The sequence below is a fragment of the Pseudomonas glycinis genome, assembly GCF_054871425.1.
Genome location: NZ_JBTYHF010000005.1, coordinates 113,248 through 135,185 on the forward strand (window position 1 = coordinate 113,248; position 21,938 = coordinate 135,185).

General features: G+C 61.3%; 17 protein-coding genes. 7 read left to right on the top strand and 10 right to left on the bottom strand.

Annotated features, from left to right (window positions below; genetic code table 11):
- Window positions 1-255: 255 nt before the first annotated feature.
- From paoC to ACYSTU_RS13625, 4 genes are all read right to left on the bottom strand, one after another.
- The gene (gene paoC, locus ACYSTU_RS13610; RefSeq protein WP_498999306.1) at window positions 256-2,454 is read right to left on the bottom strand and encodes an aldehyde oxidoreductase molybdenum-binding subunit PaoC; all 2,199 of its coding nucleotides are present in this window, start codon (window positions 2,452-2,454) and stop codon (window positions 256-258) included.
- A complete protein-coding gene (locus tag ACYSTU_RS13615; RefSeq protein WP_016775138.1) occupies window positions 2,451-3,407 on the bottom strand; it encodes an FAD binding domain-containing protein in 957 nt (318 codons plus the stop codon). The genes paoC and ACYSTU_RS13615 overlap by 4 nt, the downstream gene beginning before the upstream one ends.
- A complete protein-coding gene (gene paoA / locus ACYSTU_RS13620; RefSeq protein WP_016775137.1) occupies window positions 3,404-4,027 on the bottom strand; it encodes an aldehyde dehydrogenase iron-sulfur subunit PaoA in 624 nt (207 codons plus the stop codon). Before paoA ends, ACYSTU_RS13615 begins: the two co-directional genes overlap by 4 nt.
- Window positions 4,028-4,297: 270 nt before the next feature.
- Window positions 4,298-6,052: an L-lactate permease gene (locus ACYSTU_RS13625; protein WP_056789178.1), complete on the bottom strand. Its 1,755-nt coding sequence runs from the start codon at window positions 6,050-6,052 to the stop codon at window positions 4,298-4,300.
- 244 nt (window positions 6,053-6,296) lie between these two features.
- Between ACYSTU_RS13625 and ACYSTU_RS13630 the strand changes: the two genes are divergently transcribed.
- On the top strand, window positions 6,297-6,503 hold the full coding sequence (locus tag ACYSTU_RS13630) for a hypothetical protein (protein WP_016775135.1): 207 nt from the start codon (window positions 6,297-6,299) through the stop codon (window positions 6,501-6,503).
- A gap of 50 nt (window positions 6,504-6,553) precedes the next feature.
- Here the strand turns inward: ACYSTU_RS13630 and ACYSTU_RS13635 are convergent, their stop codons facing one another.
- A complete protein-coding gene (locus tag ACYSTU_RS13635) occupies window positions 6,554-6,835 on the bottom strand; it encodes a hypothetical protein (protein ID WP_110601006.1) in 282 nt (93 codons plus the stop codon).
- A 243-nt stretch (window positions 6,836-7,078) separates the two neighbouring features.
- On the opposite strand from ACYSTU_RS13635, the gene ACYSTU_RS13640 reads away from it, so the two are divergent.
- Entirely contained in the window at window positions 7,079-8,101 is a 1,023-nt protein-coding gene (locus tag ACYSTU_RS13640) for a hypothetical protein (protein ID WP_498999312.1), read from the top strand.
- Between the two features lie 90 nt (window positions 8,102-8,191).
- The gene (locus tag ACYSTU_RS13645) at window positions 8,192-8,812 is read left to right on the top strand and encodes a TetR/AcrR family transcriptional regulator (RefSeq protein WP_024013291.1); all 621 of its coding nucleotides are present in this window, start codon (window positions 8,192-8,194) and stop codon (window positions 8,810-8,812) included.
- A gap of 202 nt (window positions 8,813-9,014) precedes the next feature.
- Here the strand turns inward: ACYSTU_RS13645 and preA are convergent, their stop codons facing one another.
- The 3 genes from preA to hydA form a co-directional block, all read right to left on the bottom strand.
- Entirely contained in the window at window positions 9,015-10,289 is a 1,275-nt protein-coding gene (gene preA / locus ACYSTU_RS13650; RefSeq protein WP_071172797.1) for an NAD-dependent dihydropyrimidine dehydrogenase subunit PreA, read from the bottom strand.
- Entirely contained in the window at window positions 10,290-11,657 is a 1,368-nt protein-coding gene (locus ACYSTU_RS13655) for an NAD(P)-dependent oxidoreductase (RefSeq protein WP_498999317.1), read from the bottom strand.
- A gap of 164 nt (window positions 11,658-11,821) precedes the next feature.
- Window positions 11,822-13,261 carry a dihydropyrimidinase gene (gene hydA, locus ACYSTU_RS13660; RefSeq protein WP_150741059.1) on the bottom strand — a complete coding sequence of 480 codons (1,440 nt, stop codon included), beginning with the start codon at window positions 13,259-13,261 and terminating at the stop codon, window positions 11,822-11,824.
- 624 nt (window positions 13,262-13,885) lie between these two features.
- Here hydA and ACYSTU_RS13665 point away from each other — a divergent pair.
- The 4 genes from ACYSTU_RS13665 to ACYSTU_RS13680 all read left to right on the top strand — a co-directional run bounded on the left by ACYSTU_RS13665 (window position 13,886) and on the right by ACYSTU_RS13680 (window position 18,885).
- Complete coding sequence (locus tag ACYSTU_RS13665; RefSeq protein WP_217878441.1) at window positions 13,886-15,370, top strand: NCS1 family nucleobase:cation symporter-1; 1,485 nt, start codon at window positions 13,886-13,888, stop codon at window positions 15,368-15,370.
- A 136-nt stretch (window positions 15,371-15,506) separates the two neighbouring features.
- Window positions 15,507-16,790: a Zn-dependent hydrolase gene (locus ACYSTU_RS13670; RefSeq protein WP_125918691.1), complete on the top strand. Its 1,284-nt coding sequence runs from the start codon at window positions 15,507-15,509 to the stop codon at window positions 16,788-16,790.
- A 201-nt stretch (window positions 16,791-16,991) separates the two neighbouring features.
- The gene (locus tag ACYSTU_RS13675) at window positions 16,992-18,488 is read left to right on the top strand and encodes a helix-turn-helix transcriptional regulator (protein ID WP_498999322.1); all 1,497 of its coding nucleotides are present in this window, start codon (window positions 16,992-16,994) and stop codon (window positions 18,486-18,488) included.
- Window positions 18,489-18,627: 139 nt separating this feature from the next.
- A complete protein-coding gene (locus tag ACYSTU_RS13680) occupies window positions 18,628-18,885 on the top strand; it encodes a DUF1652 domain-containing protein (RefSeq protein WP_024013284.1) in 258 nt (85 codons plus the stop codon).
- A 1,056-nt stretch (window positions 18,886-19,941) separates the two neighbouring features.
- On the opposite strand, the gene ACYSTU_RS13685 is transcribed toward ACYSTU_RS13680, so the two are convergent.
- Both ACYSTU_RS13685 and ACYSTU_RS13690 read right to left on the bottom strand, forming a co-directional pair.
- A complete protein-coding gene (locus ACYSTU_RS13685) occupies window positions 19,942-20,709 on the bottom strand; it encodes an SDR family oxidoreductase (protein WP_024013283.1) in 768 nt (255 codons plus the stop codon).
- A gap of 37 nt (window positions 20,710-20,746) precedes the next feature.
- Window positions 20,747-21,814 carry a phosphotransferase family protein gene (locus tag ACYSTU_RS13690; protein WP_130927225.1) on the bottom strand — a complete coding sequence of 356 codons (1,068 nt, stop codon included), beginning with the start codon at window positions 21,812-21,814 and terminating at the stop codon, window positions 20,747-20,749.
- Between the last annotated feature and the right edge of the window lie 124 nt (window positions 21,815-21,938).

Here is a 21,938-nt window from a genome sequence, read left to right on the forward strand (position 1 = left end):
GTGGTGGTGAATCCACTCGACCCCTAGCACCCCATGCAGGTGCGCTAACAGCATGCGACTCACCCCAGGCGTCTCCCGGGGGAATGGGAGCCGACCGAGGTGTCTTGCGATGTGCATCGACCTGAACTTGCCGTTGCGATTATGGATACACAGAAGACTTTCACGTCGCTGCACATCCTGAATATACCCGGATCGGTCCCCTCTCCCTTTGGGAGAGGGCTAGGCGGGCGGCGTTCCGATGAGGGGCTTTTCGCTTCAGATCATCTCCGGCAACGAATCAAGAATCTTGTCCAGCGTAATCGGATATTCGCGGACCCTTGCGCCGGTGGCATTGTAGATCGCATTCGCCACCGCCGCGCTCACGCCGCAAATCCCCAATTCACCCACGCCCTTGGCCTTCATCGGCGACGAAATCGGGTCGGTTTCTTCGAGGAAGATCACTTCCTGATGCGGTATGTCGGCGTGCACCGGCACTTCGTATCCGGCGAGGTCATGGTTGACGAAAAAGCCCAGGCGCTTGTCCACCGCCAGCTCTTCCATCAACGCCGCGCCGACGCCCATGGTCATCGCGCCGATGACCTGACTGCGCGCCGACGTCGGGTTGAGAATTCGCCCCGCAGCGCACACCGCCAACATGCGCCGTACGCGAACTTCGCCAGTGGCGGCATCGACGGCGACTTCGACGAAGTGCGCGCCGAAGGTCGATTGCTGATACTTCTCGGCCAGATCACCGAATTCGATGCTGTCCTCGCCGACCAATGCGCCGCCTTCAGCCGCGTTGCGCAGCGGCAGGCTCTTGCTGCCGACGCGCACCTGACCATCGGCGAACTCCGCTTGATCCGCCGCCAGGCCCAGCTTGGCCGCCACCGCTTCGCGCAATTTCACGCACGCGGCGTAGACCCCGGCGGTCGAGCAGTTGCCGCCGAACTGGCCACCGGAACCGGCCGACACCGGGAAGTCCGAATCGCCCAGACGCACCACCACATGATCAAGGCCAACGCCCATCATCTCGGCAGCGGTCTGCGCAATGATCGTGTAGCTGCCGGTGCCGATATCGGTCATATCCGTTTCAACAACGACCTTGCCGTCACGCTCCAGGCGTACGCGGGCGCCGGACTTGACCAGCAGGTTGTTGCGAAACGCCGCCGCCACGCCCATGCCGATCAGCCAGCGGCCTTCACGACGGCTGCCCGGTTGCGCCTTGCGCTGCTCCCAGCCGAATTTCTCCGCGCCGATCTGCAGGCATTTGACCAGTTGGCGTTGGGAGAACGGCCGCTCGGTTTTCACCGGGTCGACTTGAGTGTCGTTAGCGATGCGGAACAGTACCGGGTCCATCTTCAGTTGTTCGGCCATTTCGTCCATGGCAATTTCCAGCACCATCAGCCCCGGCGCTTCACCCGGCGCGCGCATGGCGTTGCCTTCGGGCAGGTCGAGCGGGGCGAGGCGCATGCTGACGCGGCGGTTTTCTGCAGCGTAGAGCAACTGGCTCGGTTGCGCGGCCAGTTCGACCTTGCCGTCGGCGAGGTTGCCCGACCAGCCTTCATGGGCAATGGCGGTTAGCTTGCCGTCCGCCGTTGCGCCCATGCGGATGCGCTGAATCGTAGCCGGACGATGGGTGGTGTTGTTGGCCATTTGCGGGCGGGCGAGGGCGACTTTCACCGGCCGCCCCGCCATGCGCGCGCCGAGAGCGGCGAGGATCACGTCGGCGCGAATGAACAGCTTGCCGCCGAAACCACCGCCGATGTACGGCGAGACCAATCGGACTTTTTCCTTCGGCAGGCCGAGGGTTTTCGCAATGTCACCGACACTCCAGGCGACCATCTGGTTCGACGTCCACACGGTCAGTTGATCGCCTTTCCACGCGGCCAGTGTGGCGTGCGGTTCCATCATCGCGTGGGACTGGTCCGGCGTGGTGTAGGTCTGATCGAACTGCACCGGCGCGGCGGTGAAGGCCTTGTCGAAGTCGCCGTGATTGACGTCTGGCAACTCGTCTTTTGGCTCGACGCCGAGGTCTTTGACGCTGGCCAGATCGAACTTGCCTTCGCTGGTCTCGTAATCGACCCTGACCAGTTGCGCGGCGGCGCGGGCCTGTTCGAAGGTTTCGGCAACCACCAATGCAACGGCTTGCTGGTAGTGCTGCACTTCGGGACCGGCGAGCAGATGCGCGGCGTTGTAATCGCCTTTGTCGAGCTTGCCGGCATTCTCGGCAGTGACGATTGCGAGTACGCCGGGCGCGGCTTTGGCTTCGTCGAGATGAATGGCTTTGATCCGCCCTTTGGCGATCGCCGAGTCGACCATGAAACCGTAGGCCTGATTGGCCGCCGCTTCATGTTGCTCGTAGGCGTAAGTGGCCTGGCCGCTGGTTTTCAACGGGCCTTCGATGCGCTCGGTGGGCTGGCCGACGACTTTCAGGCGGTCGATGGGATTGGTGGTGGCGGGCGTGTCGAATTTCATGCGGTTTCCCTCGCTTGCGCCAACACCGAAGCCAGCGTGCGCTCGACCAGTGTCAGTTTGAATTGGTTGTCATCGGTGGGTGTCGCGCCCTCAAGCAGGCGTTCGCTGACTGCTTTGGCGCCCTTGGGCAACAGCGCTTCAGCGGCTTCGACCCGCCACGGTTTCGGCGCAACGCCGCCGACGGCGACACGGCCGGTGCCGTCCTTTTGCAGGATCAGACCGACTGAAACAAGGGCAAACGCGTAGGACGAGCGATCCCGCACCTTGTGATAAATGTGCGTGCCGCCGACCGGTGCCGGCAGGGTCACGGCGGTGATGAACTCGCCGGGCGTGAGGCTGGTTTCGATGTGCGGCGTGTTGCCCGGCAATTGATGGAAATCCGCCATGGGAATGCTGCGCGTGCTGCCGTCAGGCTTGACCGTTTCGATCTGCGCATCGAGTGCGCGCATGGCGATGGCCATGTCGCTCGGGTGAGTGGCGATGCAAGCGTCGCTGACGCCGATGATTCCGAGTTGCCGAGTCACGCCACCGATCGCCGCGCAGCCACTGCCGGGGTTGCGTTTGTTGCAGGCCTGGTGGGTGTCGTAAAAGTACGGGCAGCGGGTGCGTTGCAGCAGGTTGCCGGCGGTGGTCGCCATGTTGCGCAGCTGCCCGGAAGCCCCGGCGAGCAAGGCGCGGGAGAGCAGGGCGTAGTCCTTGCGCACGCGCGCGTCGGCGGCCAGATCGGTGTTGCGTACCAGCGCACCGATGCGCAGTCCGCCTTCGGGTGTGGCTTCGATCTGGTCCAGGCCGAGGTGGTTGATATCGATCAGGTGCACCGGGGTTTCGATGTCGAGTTTCATCAGGTCGAGCAGGTTGGTGCCGCCGGCGATGAACTTGGCGCCCTCGACTTGCGCAGCCTGGGAAGCGGCTGCGGCAGGCGAGTCGGCGCGGCTGTAATTGAAGGCTCTCATGCCGGCACCTCCGCGACTTCAGTGATGGCTTCGATGATGTTCGAGTAAGCGCCACAGCGGCAGATATTGCCGCTCATGCGCTCCTGCAGTTCGGCGGCAATCAGCTTCGGCGGCTCGGTCAGGCTCGGGCTGACGTGGCTGGGAATGCCGTCGCGGATTTCTTTGAGCACAGCGACCGCCGAGCAGATCTGCCCAGGGGTGCAATAGCCGCACTGGTAACCGTCGTGCTTGATGAAGGCGGCCTGCATCGGGTGCAGCTTGTCCGGCATGCCGAGGCCTTCGATGGTGGTCACCTCACTGCCGTCGTGCATCACCGCCAGGGTCAGGCAGGAGTTGATCCGCCGACCGTCGGCGATCACCGTGCAGGCGCCGCACTGGCCGTGATCGCAGCCTTTCTTGGTGCCGGTCAGGTGCAGGTGTTCGCGCAGGGCGTCGAGCAGGGTAGTGCGGGTGTCTACTTCGAGGGTTTGCGGTTTACCGTTGACTTGCAGGGTAACTTTACTCATGGCCGGTTGCTCCAGACTGGCCGCGTAGGCCTTGAGGCTGATAAAGGGGGGCATGGCGAACGCCGTCGCGGTTACGGCGCCGAGGATCATGAAATTGCGTCGGGAAATCGGCATGGTTCGATTCCTTTTCTCTCATCGGGCGGCAGGATTGCAAAAGGCCCAAACGGGCGCGCCGGCATGCATGCCAGTCTCGTAAAAGGAGTGACCGCAGCGGGAGGGAAAAGGTTTTGTCGGATTTGCGCTAAAGAGTTATGTGCGCAGCTCATCAATTGACCCGTGGGAGCGAGCCTGCTCGCGAAAGCGTCGGGTCAGACCCAGCCGCTGCTGGATCTGCCGACCTCTTCGCGAGCAGGCTCGCTCCCACAGTGGAGTTGTGTTTTGCAGTTATGGCCCACCCACCACCATCGAGGTAAACGGTGCGACATACGCCTGCAACGTCACCAGCCCGCCGACCAGGATCGCCAGCACGATCGAGTGGAAGAACACGTAACGCAGGATCTCGCCCTCATGCCCATACCAACGGGTTGCGGTCGAGGCAACGACGATCGACTGCGCGTCGACCATCTTGCCCATCACCCCACCGGAACTGTTCGCTGCCGCCATCAGCACCGGGCTGATACCCAGTTGTTCCGAGGTCACCCGTTGCAAGCCGCCAAACAGCACGTTTGACGCGGTATCGGAACCGGTCAGCGCCACCCCCAGCCAGCCGAGCAAAGTGCCGAACATCGGGTAGAAAATCCCCGTGGCCGCAAACGCCAGGCCCATGGTTGCATCCAGCCCCGAATAGCGCGTGAGGAAGCCCAGCGCGAGCATCGCCGCAATGGTGATCAACGAAAAACGCACCACCCACAGCGTGCGCAGGTACTGCTTGATCAGTTGCGGGATCGAATACCCCATCAGCAGACCGCCGACGATCGCCGCCAGCAAAATCCCGCTGCCGGTCGCGGTCAGCCAGGTGAACTTGTAAATCGCTTCCTCGGCTTTCGGCGCTGCGACAACCGGCGGCACTTTTTCTATTTGCAGATGCAGACCGGTGAAGGTCACCGCTGGGGCGAAGATCGGGTTGGCCTCGCGCACCGGTTTGCCTTGCGGGTCGAGCTTGGCCGATTGCGTGACCGGGTCGATCACCGGGCGCGTGTCGAACATGTTCTTGAAGCCCTGCGTGCCCCAGGCAAAAACGAACACCGTGAGAATGATCCACGGCATCCACGCACGCATCACTGCCGGGCGCGCCTGATCGCTGAACGCAGCGCTGGCGGTGACTGTTTCTTCATCGACTTTGGAGTTGTCGACGCGCCCGGACAGCGCTGCCGAGGTGTGGATGGTCGCCGGTTTCCACACCTTGAGGAACAGCGTCAGACAGGCCATGGATATCAGCGCAGCGATGACGTCCACCAGCATCGGCCCGTGGTAGTTGGACACGAGAAATTGCGGGATGGCGAAACTCACCCCGGCCACCAGAATCGCCGGCCACACCTCAAGCATCTTGCGCCACCCGGCAAACGCCCAGATCAACCAGAACGGCACCAGCACCGAGAAGAACGGCAGCTGCCGCCCGACCATCATCGACAGCTCCATCTCGTCCAGCCCGGTGACTTTGGCCAGGGTGATGATCGGCGTGCCCAGCGCACCGAAAGCTACGGGTGCGGTGTTGGCGATCAGTGCCAGGCCGGATGCGGCCAATGGCGAAAAACCCAGGCCGATCAGAATCGCCCCGGTCACCGCTACCGGCGTGCCAAAGCCTGCCGCACCTTCGAAGAACGCACCGAAACAGAAGGCGATCAGCAGCAATTGCAAACGTCGGTCATCGGTGATGCGCGCGAGGGAATCCTGCAGCACTTTGAACGAACCGTTTTCGGTGGTCAGGCGATGCAGAAAGATGATGTTGAGCACAATCCAGCCGATCGGCAGCAAGCCATTCGCCGCGCCGAACAACGCCGCCGAACCGGCCATGCCCGCCGGCATGTCGAAGGCGAAAATCGAGATCAGCAGGGCGGACGCCAGCGCCAACAGCGCCGCCAGATGCGCCTTGACGTGAAAGAACGCCAGCGCCGCGAGCATCACCACCACCGGCACTGCGGCCATCAGCGTGGAGAGTACCGGGTTGCCGAACGGGTCGTAGATTTGCTGCCAGACCATGATCCACCTCTGCTTATTGTTATTGAGGGCGCAGATCCATTGCATGGGGGTAGGTTGCAAGCAGTATAGGTGGCGTTACGCCGCTGTTCGGCTGCGACGAACGAGCCGACAAACGGTCGATAGTGGCCACTGAATCAACGCGCTTTTGCCCGGTCGTATCTGCGGCTGCGCGCACTGCGTCCCGAAGACGCGGGCAGCGTGGCGATTTCCGTCGTCAAGACCTTGGGTTTTAGGGAAGTGTTGAATGAAGCAAGCGACAACCATGCTGCTCACTGTGACCGCCGCCGTATTGCTCAGCGGCTGTATTGCGGATTTTGATGATGACCATCGCCATGGCCGGCACTACGACCGCGACCACGGCCGCTATTACGACCATGACCGGCGCTGGGACGACCGCGATGACGACCGCCGCGATGGCCGTCGTTATCACCGTGATCGCGATGATGACTGATTGAGTGAAGAGGGCGTTCCCATCAAAGGAACGCCCTCTGTGCATCAGCCTCAGTTGAAAAAACGAGCGTTCGCCTGGACGCGGGATCGCGCAGGCACCGAGGCCTCGTGATCGAGCAAATGGGTGGCGAGTATGTCGCTCAGAAAACGGAACTGATCGTTGAGGCCGACCACTTCATTGCTGAAATGGTTGCTGGCGGCGGGCATCAGCAGATCGTCGAAATCCTTGTTGAACACCAGCGTCTGCGCCTTGCGGGGCACGACGTGCTGTTGGTAGTAGTTGCTGCCGAACACCGGGAAACTCACGGAGAGGGTGACTTGGGTGTGGATCATGGTGTGAACGCCTCGTTGTGTTTCGGATGAGTCAATCGTGCCTTTCATCATGGGAGGGCGGAAGGCAATCGTGGCGATGGTGGATATCGACAGCGGTGATGGTTGGGCATTGCAGTGAGGCTGATGGCGTAGCACCTGTGGGAGCGAGCCTGCTCGCGAAGAGGCCGGAACCTTCAGCATCGAAATCGACTGACCCACCTATACTCAAACCTGCACCTCCCCAAGCCAAAGGACACCACCACCGTGAACCCACGAGCGCTGGTCGTCGCCGCACTGCTTTTGCTGGCCGGCTGCGCCTCCTCGGCTCGGGCGCCGGTGAGTGCGCCGCAGGCGGTGGTGGTGTCGGCGCAAACCTGGCAGCAGATCGACCGCGAGATCCTCAGCGCATCGCAGCAGGCCACCGAGCAGGTCAAGCTGTTCGCCCGTGGCTCGATGGAACATTGGCGCACTCGGGTCTATCAGCAAACTGAAGAAAATTTCATCCCCTGGTTCAGCAGCTACTGGACCCAGGAATGGCTGTCGATGAAGGTCAGTTGGTACACGATCAGCGCCGGCGGCGAGCAGGACGCTTCGGCGAAACGGCTGGCAGCGTATCTGCTTGAGCAATATCAGGAAAAAGTCCTCGCGCCGGTCGCCGTGGAGATCGATCCGGATGCGATTCTGGCGCAGGCCACGGGGTTCTATGCGCAGTTGATGGCGCAGCAGATGCCGCTCATCGCCCAGCGTCATGGTGTGCCGATTGCGCAGCTCAACGGGCGCTTGCAGAAGGTCCCGGCCATCGCCCTCGGCCCGCCGCCGGCGCGGGATGCTTCGCTGTTCAAAGTCATCAGCACCGAGCCGCTCAACACCCTCCCGGCGTACGCCGCGCTGATCGACAAGATCCACACCGACGGCGGCGCCAGGGGCATTTCCTCTACCGACGCGGCGATGGCCCCGGTGGCCAAGCGCGCCAGCCAGCGCATCGAAGCAGAAATGGCCCCGCGCGGCGCCGCCAGTGCAGTGGCGGCAGCGGCGGGTAAACTGGCCGGGGCGATGATTTCGGTCGGCGTGGCCGGCATTCGCGCCATCATCCAGGCCAACGACCGCCCCGACAGCGAAGCGCTGATCCGCAGCAGCCTCGGCAACACCTTCGACAAGGCCTGGCAGAAGCTGCTGCAGAATCCGACCACGGGGGTGATGGCCGGCACGCTGCACATGGCCGGGCAGGTTGAAGGTAATCTGGGCGTGAGTGAACCATCGCCTATCGGTGTGAGCGCTGTGCCATAGCGCTTGTACCTGCGAAGTTTTGTTGGCGGCGGTCGCGCCCGGATCAGAGCGGATGCTAGTCTTGCGCAACGCTGTTGTCAGGGAGCCCACATGGGCAATCACAAGATCGAAATTCGCCGCAGTAACGTCGAGAAAATCCTGCTGGCGGCGGAAAAGGTTTTCGCCGAAAAAGGCTTCGGCAGCACCGCCATGGCGGACATCGCTGCCGAAGTGCAGTTGCCGCGTTCCAACCTGCATTACTACTTCAGCACCAAGAGCGAGCTGTACAGCGCAGTGCTGTTCGATCTGCTGGAAGTGTGGAAGCAGGACGCCCTGTGCTTCGAGATGTTCGACGACCCGCGCGTGGTGCTGAGCAGTTACATCCGCGCCAAGATGAACCACTCGCGCAGCCGGCCCTATGGCTCGAAGGTCTGGGCCAACGAGATCATCCACGGCGCGCCGACCTTGGGCGAGGCGCTGGATGCGAGCCTGTATGACTGGGCGAAGATGAAGGAAGCGAAGATTCGCCAGTGGGTCGAGGACAAGCGGATTCTGCCGGTGGAGCCGTCGGGTTTGCTGTACATGATCTGGGCGTCGACCCAGCATTACGCCGACTTCGATCATCAGGTGAACATTCTCAATGATCATCAGCCGTTGTCGGATATGCAGTTCGAGCGGGCGGTGCAGACCGTGACAGGTGTGATTTTGCGCGGGATCGGGCTGGAGCCTTGAAGAGCACCATCAAGGGCTTACCCTCACCCCAGCCCTCTCCCAGAGGGAGAGGGGGCCGACCGAGGTGTATTGAGAGGTACATCGACCTGAAAGACCGTGTCGATTATGGATTCACAACAACTATTTCAGGTCGGCGAAGTTTGTCAGCATCCCCCAATCAGTCCCCTCTCCCTTTGGGAGAGGGCTAGGGTGAGGGGTTTTTTCAGACTGCAACGTGGTAGGGGTTACGCGGATCATGATTCCAGTCCAGAAACGGCTTGCCCGTGTCCATCGGCACCATCTCGATGCAGTCGGCCACGGGGCAGGTGATCTGGCACAGGTTGCAGCCCACACATTCCTCATCGATCACTTCATATTTATGCGTACCGTCGGCCTGTTTCAGACTGCCGATCGCCTGGTGTGACGTGTCTTCACAAGCGATGTGGCAACGTCCGCAACCAATGCACGCCTCCTGGTCGATTTTCGCGATGACCTGATAGTTGATATCGAGGTACTTCCAATCCGTGGTGTTACCCACGGCGCGCCCGGAAAACTCGGCGATATTGGCGTAACCCTGGCTGTCCATCCACCGCGACAGGCCATCCTTCATCTCTTCGACAATGCGGAAACCATGCAGCATCGCCGCCGTGCACACCTGCACCGCACCGCTGCCCAGCGCCATGAACTCCGCGGCGTCGCGCCAGCTGCCGATGCCGCCAATGCCGCAGATCGGCAAACCCTGGGTCTGCGGATCACGGGCAATTTCGGCAACCATGTTCAGCGCAATCGGCTTGACCGCCGAACCGCAATAACCGCCGTGGGTGCTTTTGCTGCCGACGGTGGGCAGGGCGACCATGTGGTCCAGGTCGACGCTGGTGATCGAGTTGATCGTGTTGATCAGCGACACCGCATCGGCGCCACCACGATGCGCCGCCCGGGCAGCGACGCGGATGTCGGTGATGTTCGGGGTGAGTTTGACGATCACCGGCAGCGAGCAGTACGTCTTGCACCAGCGCGTCACCTGCTCGACATACTCCGGCACCTGGCCGACCGCTGCGCCCATGCCGCGTTCGGGCATGCCGTGGGGGCAGCCGAAGTTGAGTTCGATGCCGTCGGCGCCAGTGGCCTCGACCAGCGGCAGGATGTGTTTCCACGATTCCTCGACACACGGCACCATCAGCGACACGATCAGCGCGCGATCCGGCCAATCCTTTTTCACCTGAGTGATTTCGCGCAGGTTGATTTCCAGCGAACGGTCGGTGATCAGTTCGATGTTGTTGATACCCAGCACTTCGCGATTGGCGCCGTAATGCGCCGAATAACGCGAGGAAACGTTGACCGCCGCCGGATCCTCACCCAGGGTTTTCCAGACCACGCCACCCCAGCCCGCTTCGAAGGCGCGGACCACGTTGTAGGCCTTGTCGGTGGGTGGCGCGGAAGCCAGCCAGAACGGATTGGGCGCTTTGATACCGGCGAAGACTATCGAGAGATCGGCCATTTACGCAGCCTCCACGTTGAGCATCAGTTGAGCGTTGATCGCCTCGGCGGCGCGTTTGCCGTGCTGCACTGCTTGCACGGTGAGGTCCTGATCGAGGCTGGTGCAGTCGCCGCCGGCATACACGCCGGGGACGCTGGTGCGCAGGTGTTCATCGACCTCGATGCGTTCGCCCTGACGTTTGAGCTCGCGCGCCAGCGGATCGCTGAGGGCGTTGTCATCGAAGCTCTGGCCGATCGCTTTGAAGATCGCATCGGCAGCCAGCTCGAAGGTTTCTCCGGTGGTTTGCAGACGGCCTTCAACCAGATCGGTGCGGGCGAAACGCATGCCGCGCACGCGGCCCTGATCATCAAGCAACACTTGCTCCGGCTGGGCCCAGGTCAGCAATCGCACCTGGTTGGCTTTGGCGATGTCCTGCTCATGGTGGGTGGCGCCCATGTCTGCGGCACCACGGCGATACACCAAATTGACGTCGCGCGCGCCGAGGCGGGCCATTTGCACGGCCATGTCGATCGCGGTGTTGCCGGCGCCGAGAACGATGCAGCGTTCAGCCAAGGGCAGTTGCGTGAGGTCATCGGCCTGGCGCAGTTCGCGGATGTAATCGGTGGCGGCGAGCAGGCCCGGCGCGTCTTCGTGGGCCAGACCGAGTTGCTTGCTGGCATTCAGGCCGAGGCCGAGGAATACCGCGTCGAACTGCTGATGCAGTTCGCTGAGGGTGAGGTTTGCACCGAGTTTCTGGCCGTGGCGGATTTCTATCCCGCCAATCTGCAGGAGAAAGTCCAGCTCCTTCTGCGCGTAGTCATCGACCAGTTTGTACTTGGCGATGCCGTACTCGTTGAGCCCGCCGGCCTTTTCCCGTGCTTCGAAGATCACCACGTCATGCCCGTGCATCGCGCTGCGATGGGCGCAGGACAACCCGGCCGGCCCGGCGCCGACCACGGCGATACGTTTGCCCGTGGCCGGGGCGCGCTGAAACGGATGCTCGGCGAAATGCGCGTTGTCCACGGCATAGCGTTGCAGCAGACCAATCAGCACCGGCGCGCATTCCTGCGCGTTGTTGCGCACGCAGGCTTGCTGGCAGAGGATTTCCGTCGGACAGACCCGCGCGCAACTGCCGCCGAGGATGTTTGCCGAGAGGATCTTTTGCGCCGCGCCCTGTACGTTGTCCTGATGGATGTTGCGGATGAATGACGGGATGTCGATTTCGCTGGGGCATGCATTGACGCAAGGCGCGTCGTAGCAATACAGGCAGCGCGACGCCTCCAGATGCGCTTGCCGTGAATTGAGCGGCGGCGCCAGATCAGTGAAATGGCCGGCGAGGGCGGCCGCGCTTTCGTGCGGGGGGGGAAGGTGGTTCAGGGTCTCGATCACGGTTTATGGCCTCATGGCTAATTGAGGTGCTGCCTCTGGTGGGCAGTGGTTGATCGTTCCCACGCTCTGCGTGGGAATGCCCCAAGGGACGCTCTGCGTTCCAATGGGACGCAGAGCGTCCCGGGCTGCATTCCCACGCAGAGCATGGGAACGATCACTAAGGGTCAGCGTTTAACGGCAGTCGGCTTGTGCAACTCCGCCCGCTTGCTCAACAGATCAAACACCGCCGGGTAGGCCGGCCGTTCGATGTAGCGTCCGGCGCCGCGTTCGGCGCGCAGGTCGCCGTCGGCCCAGACCACGCGGCCCTGGCTGACGGTGTGGCTCGGCACGCCGCGCACGGTCTTGCCTTCGAAGATGTTGAAGTCCACCTGCTGATGGTGGGTCTTGGCGGAAATGGTCCGAGTGCCTTGCGGATCCCACAGCACCAGATCGGCATCGGCGCCCACGCGGATCGCGCCTTTGCGTGGATAGAGATTGAATATCTTCGCGGTGTTGGTGGAGGTCAGCGCGACGAAATCCTGCATCGACAATCGTCCGGAGTTGACGCCTTCATCCCACAGCACCGCCATGCGGTCTTCGATACCGGCGGTGCCGTTGGGAATCTTGCTGAAGTCGTCGCGGCCGGCGGCTTTCTGCTCCGCGCAAAAGCAGCAGTGGTCGGTGGCGGTAGTGTGCAGATTGCCGTTCTGCAGCCCGTGCCACAGCGCCTCCTGATGGCCGCGTGGACGGAACGGCGGGCTCATCACGTAGCCGGCGGCGGTTTGCCAGTCCGGGTGTTGATAGACGCTGTCGTCGAGCAGCAAGTGCCCGGCCAGCACCTCGCCGTAAACCGGCTGGCCCTTGCTGCGGGCATAGGTGATTTCGTCGAGGGCTTCCTTGGTGGAAACGTGCACCAGGTACAACGGCGTGCCAATGGTTTCGGCAATGCGGATCGCCCGGCTCGCGGCTTCACCTTCGACCTGCGAAGGTCGCGACAGCGGATGCGCTTCCGGCCCGGTAATGCCCTGGGCCATCAGCTTGCGTTGCAGGTGATAGACCAGTTCGCCATTTTCCGCGTGCACGGTCGGCACCGCACCGAGTTCCAGGCAGCGCTCGAAACTCGCCACCAGAGTGTCGTCGGCGGCCATGATCGCGTTCTTGTAGGCCATGAAATGCTTGAAGCTGTTGATGCCGTGGTGGCTGACCAGCTCGGCCATTTCCTCGCGCACCTGCTCGCTCCACCAAGTGATCGCGACGTGGAAGCCATAGTCCGACGCAGACTTTTGCGCCCAGCCGCGCCACTGATGAAACGCCTCCATCAGCGATTGCTGCGGATTGGGAATGACGAAATCGATGATCGAGGTAGTGCCGCCGGCCAGGCCGGCAGCGGTGCCGCTGTAGAAATCCTCGCTGGCAACGGTGCCCATGAACGGCAGTTGCATATGCGTATGCGGGTCGATGCCGCCGGGCATCAGGTACTGGCCACTGCCGTCGAGCACTTCGGCGCCGGCGGGAATGTCGAGGTTTTCACCAATGGCTTTGATCACGCCGTCAGCGCAATAGACGTCGGCGCGGTAACTTTCATCATGGGTAACAACGGTGGCGCCACGGATCAACAGAGACATTCCGGATTCCTCGCAGGCATGACCGACTTGTGCCGGTTCTAAATGTTTTATTGAAGTACAGCGGCGCAGTTCGTATTCCTGTCATCGCTGTCAGGAATAGAAACTAGTCGCGATTTCAAGAATGATCAAGAATATTTTTTATAAGCTTATAGCCTGTTCAAGTTACTGAAAAATAACGATAAAAACTGGAAATCACCAAAATGGTGAGGCTGCTCACCATTTTGACGCACTTGACAGGATGGAAATATGAGCAAGATTTCCTATGTGAAATCAGCCGCTTGAAGTTGTACTGCGGTGGCGCGTTCACCGACAAAAATAAATGCAGTGCACCAGTTTGAGTCCTGACACTTCGGACAACTTGCCCGACGTTTAGCCTGAGCGTTCAGACAAGTTTTCCCGGACTCATCGAATATTCAATTAAAACTGATGAATATCAGAAAGTTGCAAAGCGTCCAGTGTACCGCCCAAGCGTTCAGCGCCAGACCCGGCACGTTTATTGATGCCGCCGCTGACACCATGGCCGGTGCATGAAAGTTGTCAGTTCCTCCGGCCATCGTCCGGTTGGCGCCGTATGCGCCAGCCGCCTGATGAGCAAAAAATAATCAGAAGAACAGTGGAGCGGCCATGCAACAGACCAGATCACAAGTGACCGAGCGCGACGGCTTGTACGAGCTCGAAGCCGGCAGCGACGTCCTCGACAGTCCCCGTTACAACCACGACATGGCACCGACCAAGGTGCGCGAACGCACTTGGAACAAATGGCACATCACCGCGCTGTGGGTCGGCATGTCGATTTGCGTGCCGACCTACACTCTCGGCGGCGTGCTCACCGCTTATTTCGGCTTGAGCGTCGGCGAAGCGCTGTTGGCGATTCTGTTTGCCAACGTCATCGTGTTGATTCCACTGACCCTCAATGCTTTCCCCGGCACCAAGTACGGCATTCCGTTTCCGGTGCTGCTGCGCTCGTCGTTCGGCATTCTCGGTTCCAACGTGCCGTGCCTGATCCGCGCATTGGTGGCGTGTGGCTGGTTCGGCATCCAGACCATGTTCGGCGGACTGGCGATTCACCTGTTTCTCGGCTCGGTGTTCGAGGGCTGGAAATCCCTCGGCGGCACCGGCGAGGTGATCGGTTTCATGGTGTTCTGGGCGCTGAATCTGTGGGTGGTGATTCGCGGTGCCGAGTCGATCAAATGGCTGGAAACCTTGTCGGCGCCGTTGCTGGTGGCGGTGGGCATCGGCCTGCTGGTGTGGGCGATGCCCAATGTGTCGATGACTGAGTTGCTGGCGATCCCGCCCAAGCGTCCGGAAGGCGGCAGCGTAGTGAGTTACTTCGCGGCAGGGCTGACGGCAATGGTCGGGTTCTGGGCCACGCTGTCGCTGAACATTCCCGACTTCAGTCGCTACGCCAAGAGCCAGAAGGATCAGATCCTCGGGCAGATTTTCGGCCTGCCGCTGACCATGTTCCTCTTCGCTGCGCTGGGCGTGGTGATGACCGCCGCATCGGTGAAACTGGTCGGCGTCACCGTGTCCGACCCGGTCACGCTGATCGGCCATATCCAGAGCCCGGTGTGGGTCGCGGTGGCCATGGCGCTGATCATCGTTGCCACACTGTCGACCAACACCGCCGCCAATATCGTCTCGCCAACCAATGACTTCCAGAACATCGCGCCGAAGGTGATCAACCGCACCAAAGCGGTGTTGCTCACCGGTCTGGTCGGGCTGGTGCTGATGGGCCATGAACTGCTGAAAAAGCTTGGCCTGATCGTTTCCGACATCAGCCTGGAAACCGTGTACTCGAACTGGCTGCTGGGCTATTCGAGCCTGCTCGGGCCGATCGCCGGGATCATGGTGGTGGATTATTTCCTGATCAAAAAACAGCGACTGGACCTCGCCGGGCTGTACCGCGATGACGTGTATCCGGCTTGGAACTGGGCGGGTTTTCTCGCCTTTGGCGTGCCGGTGGCGCTGACCTTGCTGTCGCTGGGCAGCGACGCGTTCAGCTGGTTCTACAGCTATGGCTGGTTCACCGGCTCGGCGTTGGGCGGAGTGATTTATTACGGGTTGTGTGTAATGCGGGCGCAGCCTTCTGCCGTGAAAACAGCGGTGTAACACATGATCGTTCCCACGCTCTGCGTGGGAATGCAGCCCGGGACGCTCTGCGTCCCAACAGCGGACGCAGAGCGTCCATGGATGAATGCCCACGCAGAGCATGGGCACTATCGGCATCAGCATTGAGGAGATCCCCATGAACGCAGCCGTAGACGTTCTGCAATCCACCCATCAGCACATCAACCGCGATCGCCTCTGGGCCTCGCTCATGGAACTGGCCAGACTCGGTGCCACGGTCAAGGGCGGCGTCTGTCGCCTGGCCCTGACCGACCTCGACCGCCAGGCCCGCGACCTGTTCGTGCAGTGGTGCAAGGACGCCGGTTGCAGCGTCACGGTCGATGCCGTGGGCAACATTTTCGCCCGGCGCGCCGGGCGCAACCCGAACCTGCCGCCGGTGATGACCGGCAGCCACATCGACACTCAACCCACCGGTGGCAAGTTCGACGGTTGCTTCGGTGTGCTCGCCGGCGTCGAAGTGCTGCGCACCCTCAACGACCTCGGCGTGGAAACTGAAGCGCCGCTGGAAGTGGTGGTCTGGACCAACGAAGAGGGCTCACGCTTCGCCCCGTGCATGATGGGCTCCGGAGTCTTCGCCGAGAAATTCACCCTCGAAGAAACCCTCGCCAAGGTCGATGCCGACGGCGTCACGGTCGGCGAAGCACTGAATGCGATCGGCTACGCCGGCCCGCGCAAGGTCAGCGGGCACGCGGTCGGCGCCTATTTCGAAGCGCACATCGAGCAAGGCCCGATCCTTGAAGATGAAGAGAAAACCATCGGCGTGGTACTCGGCGCGCTCGGGCAGAAGTGGTTCGACCTGAAATTACGCGGCGTCGAAGCCCACGCCGGCCCGACGCCGATGCACCTGCGCAAGGATGCCCTGGTCGGCGCCTCGGTGATCGTCGGCGCCGTCAACCGCGCCGCCCTCGGTCATCAGCCTCACGCCTGTGGCACGGTCGGCTGCCTGCAAGCCTATCCCGGCTCGCGCAACGTGATCCCCGGCGAAGTGCGCATGACCCTCGACTTCCGGCATCTGGAGCCGGCGCGGCTGGATTCGATGATTGCTGAGGTGAAGCAAGTGATCGATGCGACCTGCGAAGAGCACGGCCTCACCTATGAACTGACCCCGACCGCCGACTTCCCGCCGCTGTACTTCGAAAAGGGCTGTGTGGAGGCGGTGCGCGGCGCCGCGAAAGGGCTGGGTCTGTCGCACATGGACATTGTCAGTGGCGCCGGGCATGACGCGATCTTTCTCGCCGAGCTAGGTCCGGCCGGGATGATCTTCGTGCCGTGCGAGGGCGGGATCAGCCACAACGAAATCGAGAATGCCGCACCGGATGATCTCGCGGCAGGGTGTGCGGTGTTACTAAGGGCGATGCTCGCGGCTTCGGCGATGGTGGCGGACAGCGAGCGTGCCGCCTAAGGTAAACACACCCAGTAAACCTGTGGGAGCGAGCCTGCTCGCGAATGCGCCGGGTCAGTCACCGAATGGTCTATCTGACCCAGCGCTTACGCGAGCAGGCTCGCTCCCACAGGGGATTTCTGGCGATTTTGAGGCCGCGGCACGATCCCGAACCGCTGCGGTCGTACTCTTCACCTAGCCGCATCACAGTGTGGAGATCCAATGAGCCAGGAAGTCCTGACCACCGAAACCAACCGTCGCCAGTTGCAGCAGATCATCGCCGGGCTGTCGGACGGGGTGATTCTGCTGGAACTCGACAAAAGCATTCTCTGGGCCAACGAAGCGGCGCTGACCATGCACGGTGTCAGCACCATCGGTGATCTGGGCAGCAACGCCGACGAGTATGCCAAACGCTTCACGCTGCGCTATCGCAACAATCATGTCTTGCCACCGGAGAGTTACCCGATCAGCCGCGTCGCGCGCTGCGAGGCGTTCAATGATGTGCTGATTGAAGTTTCGTCCGTGGACGACCCGGAACGGGTCTGGGTGCACAGCGTGCGCAGCATGGTGCTGACCGACCGCGTCGGCCAGCCCGAGTCGCTGGTGCTGATCATGAGCGACGTCACCGATTGGGCCAACGCCGAGCTGCGCTTCGAAAAAACCTTCAACGCCAACCCCGCGCCGGCAGTGATCTGTCGTCTCAGCGATTTGCGTTACATCAAGGTCAACCCGGGCTTTCTGGAAATGACCGGCTATACCCGCGATCAGGTGATCGGCACCTCGGCGTATGAAATCGATATTTTCGAACAGGCCGATCAGCGCGATCTGGCCGTTCAGCGCTTGCGCGATGTCGCGACCATTCCGCAGATGCAGGCGGAACTGCGCCTCCCCGACGGTGGCAGTAAACAGGTGATCGTTGCCGGTCAGCCGCTGCTGCTCAATGACGAGAATTGCATGCTGTTCTCCTTCGTCGACATGGAGCCTCGGCGCCGGGTCGAAGTGGCCTTGCGTCAGAGCGAGGAGCGCTTTGCCAAGGCTTTTCGTCTGACTCCGGTGCCGATTTTGATCTGCACCGCTGACAAGCAGGAGGTCATCGACGTCAACCAGGCATTCCTCGATACCCTGGCCTATGACAGCGATGACGTACTCGGGAAAACCGTGACGCAGCTGAGCTTCATCCACGATGACAGCGCGCGCACGCGACTGCTGTCGGCGTTGGCGAAGAACGGTCGGGTGGATCGGGTCGATGTGCCGGTGCGCAAGAAGGACGAGGAGTTGCTGGAGTGTGCGGTCTCGGCCGACACCGTGAACATTCACGACACGTCCTGCTATTTGCTGGTGTTGATGGACATGACCGAGCGCAAGCGCACTGAGCTTGAGCTGGTCGCGGCGATCGAAGAAGTGATGAAGGATGCGTCGTGGTTCAGCCGGACGCTGATCGAAAAGCTGGCCAACGTGAAGAAGATCAACTCGCCGCAGCTGCCAAGTGCCTCGTTCACTGACCTGACGGCCCGTGAACGCGATGTGCTGGGCTTGATCTGTGAAGGACTGGCGGACAAGGAGATCGCCGCGCGGTTGAAGCTGGCGCCGAACACCGTGCGCAATCATGTGGCGACGGTGTATTCGAAGCTTGATGTGCACAGCCGCAGTGAAGCGATTGTCTGGGCTCGTGAGCGTGGTTTGTTTTCGGGAGAGTGGGGCACCAAGGGGCAGCGCTGAGGGTGCAAATGCACTAGTTACAAGGGTGCAAATTCATGTATTGGCCAAGGCGTTGTGTTCTTAGGCTGGTGGGGTGCGGTGTAGACCATTTCGGGTTTGCGATCGTGCCCCTTTTGAAACAGTCATAGGAACAACGTCAATGATGAATCTTGCGCAGTTGCGCGCTCGGCTCGAGCACAGTTTTGCGCCGCTGGCTTGTGAGTGTTCGGTGGATGGTGATCATTCGCTGACGGTCAAGTTGTATCACCGGGATTCGGGGCAGGTGGATCTGGTGATCAGCGGGCTGGATCTGGCTTCGCTGCGTACGCCTGGGGCGGTCGAGGCGTTGGTGGATGAGTTGCGGTATGAGCTTGAAAGCAATTCCTTGCGTTCTTCGCGGGATCCGGATTTGGCTTAAGCGCGCTTTGGTCTTGGCGGCCTTTGGGCCGGCCATGCTCTGGGGGGGGTTGGGTGTATATCCGTTTCTGCGGGTGTTGCGGCTGGCGGTTTCGCCCTTACGGCGAGTCACCTTTTCCAGACGCCGAAAAGGTAACCGAAAAGGCTTGCTCCTGCGTTCGGCCCTCGCAGGCTCGGGTTCCTTCGCTCCGGGACTGATCCGGGCGCAGCGGCTACGGTTTGCTTCGCTGCACCTCCTTCCGCTGTGTACGACTGCGTCGTACGGTCGCTGCGCTCCCACGCCCGGATCAATCCCTCCACTCAGCCTTCCGACGTCGCCTGTGAATCAAGATCAAAAGCGGTACTCGAGCTAACGCTCATTGTTTTGAGTGATGAAGAGCGGATGAGCTTTGCTTTTTGCTTTTCTGTGGGAGCGAGCCTGCTCGCGAAGGCGGCCTGACAGCCGACCTGGTTGTTACTGAACTCACTCGATCAAAACTGTAGGAGTGAGCCTGCTCGCGTTGAGGCCCTCGCCGACGACCATAATCCCAATCCAGCCCTCTACCGGAAACACCCCGCAAAACCGACAGCCAATCCCAGCCAATCTCCCCAATCCACTGGCGCTAACAAGGCGCTCAGCTATAAAGAATGAGTGGTCAGGTCTTCCGCGGCCGGTTGGGTTGCGGGAGTTTGTCTCTCTTTACCGCGGGTCGTCCTATGAATAATCCTGGGAAACGCGTATTGCCGTTGGCTTTTCTTGCAGTGTTGTTGGCCGGTTGTGCCAGTCCTCCACCCCCTGCGCCTGTCGCGCCGCCGCCTCCGCCGGAACGTCGGTGTGAGGTGCTGGAGAATACTGAGGTTGCCGGAGATATGTATGTCGATGGGCAGGTAACTCGCCACATCACCACTACCCGTTGCATAACCCAATAAGATTCGCGATTCCTCGATTGCACGAGGCCTGGAATCCTGCAGTGACCCTGTGGGAGCGAGCCTGCTCGCGAAGGCGTGGTATCAGTCAAAACACAGCTGACTGACCCAACGTTTTCGCGCGCAGGCTCGCTCCCACACGGGACAGATATCAGGACAGGAAACCGCCATCCACATTCAGCGCCACGCCGGTGGTGTAGCTCGACGCATCGCTGGCCAGGTACAACACCGCGCCGGCCATTTCGCTTGGGTCGGCTACGCGTTTGAGCGGGATCTGCGTCAGTGCCTGTTTCAGAATCGCGTCGTTCTTGACCAGCGCCGAGGCGAATTTGGTGTCGGTCAGGCCGGGGAGCAGGGCGTTGCAGCGGATGCCGAATTGCGCGCATTCCTTGGCGAAGACTTTGGTCATGTTGATGACCGCCGCTTTGGTTACCGAATAGATGCCCTGGAAGATGCCCGGTGAGATGCCGTTGATCGAGGCGACGTTGATGATGCTGCCGCCACCGTTTTCGCGCATCAGCTTGCCGGCTTCGACCGACATGAAGAAATAGCCGCGAATGTTCACATCGACGGTCTTCTGGAACGCGCCGAGATCGGTGTCGAGTACGTTGCAGAATTGCGGGTTGGTCGCGGCGTTGTTGACCAGGATGTCGAGGCGGCCGAATTGTTCCTTGATCCCGGCGAAGACCTGGCTGATCTGCTCCATCTCACCGATGTGGCAGGCCACGGCTGTTGCCTTGCCGCCGGCGGCGGTGATGGCGTCGGCGACGTGTTGGCAGCCTTCGAGCTTGCGGCTCGAGACGATCACATGGGCGCCTTGCTGGGCCAGCAGTTTGGCGATGGCTTCACCGATGCCACGGCTGGCACCGGAGACGAAAGCGATTTTGCCGTCGAGGTCGAACAACTGAGTCTTGGACATGGGTTTCCCTTGTTGGAAGTCTTGTTATTGGCCCGGATCAGAGGCTGGATTTCTGGATGACCTGCAGGCTCATCTGCTCCAGCAGTTTGTTCATGTGAATGAACTGCGCGAAGCGTTTGTCCTGCGTCTGGCCATGGTAGAAGCGGTAGTAGATCTGCTGCACGATGCCGGCCAGGCGGAACAGGCCGTAGGTGTAGTAGAAGTCGAAATTGTCGATGCGGATGCCCGAGCGCTCGGCGTAGTAGTCGACGAATTCGCGGCGGGTCAGCATTCCCGGTGCGTGGCTTGGCTGGCGGCGCATCAGTTGCACCGGTGCCGGGTCGCCGGCTTCGATCCAGTAGGCGAGGGTGTTGCCCAGGTCCATCAGCGGGTCGCCGAGGGTGGTCAGTTCCCAGTCGAGCACGCCGATGATCTGCATCGGATTGGCCGGGTCGAGGATGACGTTGTCGAAGCGATAGTCGTTGTGGACGATGCTTGAGGTCGGGTGGTCGGCCGGCATCTTGTCGTTGAGCCAGGCTTTGACTGCTTCCCAGTGCGGCGCGTCCGGGGTCAGGGCTTTTTCGTAGCGCTCGCTCCAGCCCCTGATCTGCCGCGCGACGTAGCCTTCGGGCTTGCCCAGGTCGCCGAGGCCGCAGGCGTTGTAATCAACCCGATGCAGTTCGACGAAGCGGTCGATGAAGCTTTTGCAAAGCGCTTCGGTTTTCGCCGAATCAAGGCCCAGTTCCGGCGGCAGTTCGGCGCGCAGGATGATGCCCTTGACCCGTTCCATCACATAGAACTCGGCGCCAATCACCGATTCGTCGGTGCAGTGCACATACGCTTTCGGGCAATACGGAAAGCCGTCGCGCAGTTGGTTGAGAATGCGGAACTCACGGCCCATGTCGTGGGCGGATTTGGCCTTGTGGCCAAACGGCGGACGGCGCAGAACGAATTCTTGCTCGGGGTATTCCAGCAGGTAGGTCAGGTTCGACGCGCCGCCGGGAAACTGGCTGATCTGCGGAGTGCCGGTCAGGCCGGGAATGTGCGCCTTGAGGTACGGATCGATCAGGCTGGCATCGAGTTCTTCGCCCGCGCGGATCCGGGTGGACTGGTCAGTAAGCGCCATGCTTATCCCTTCTGCTTATTTTGGAGGCCAGACATCATTGGCTAATCTAATGGCGCGCTCGGGTGCTCACAAGCGCGGGTCGGTCTTATAGGTTAGCGTGTTGCTGGATAATCAACTTTGAGAA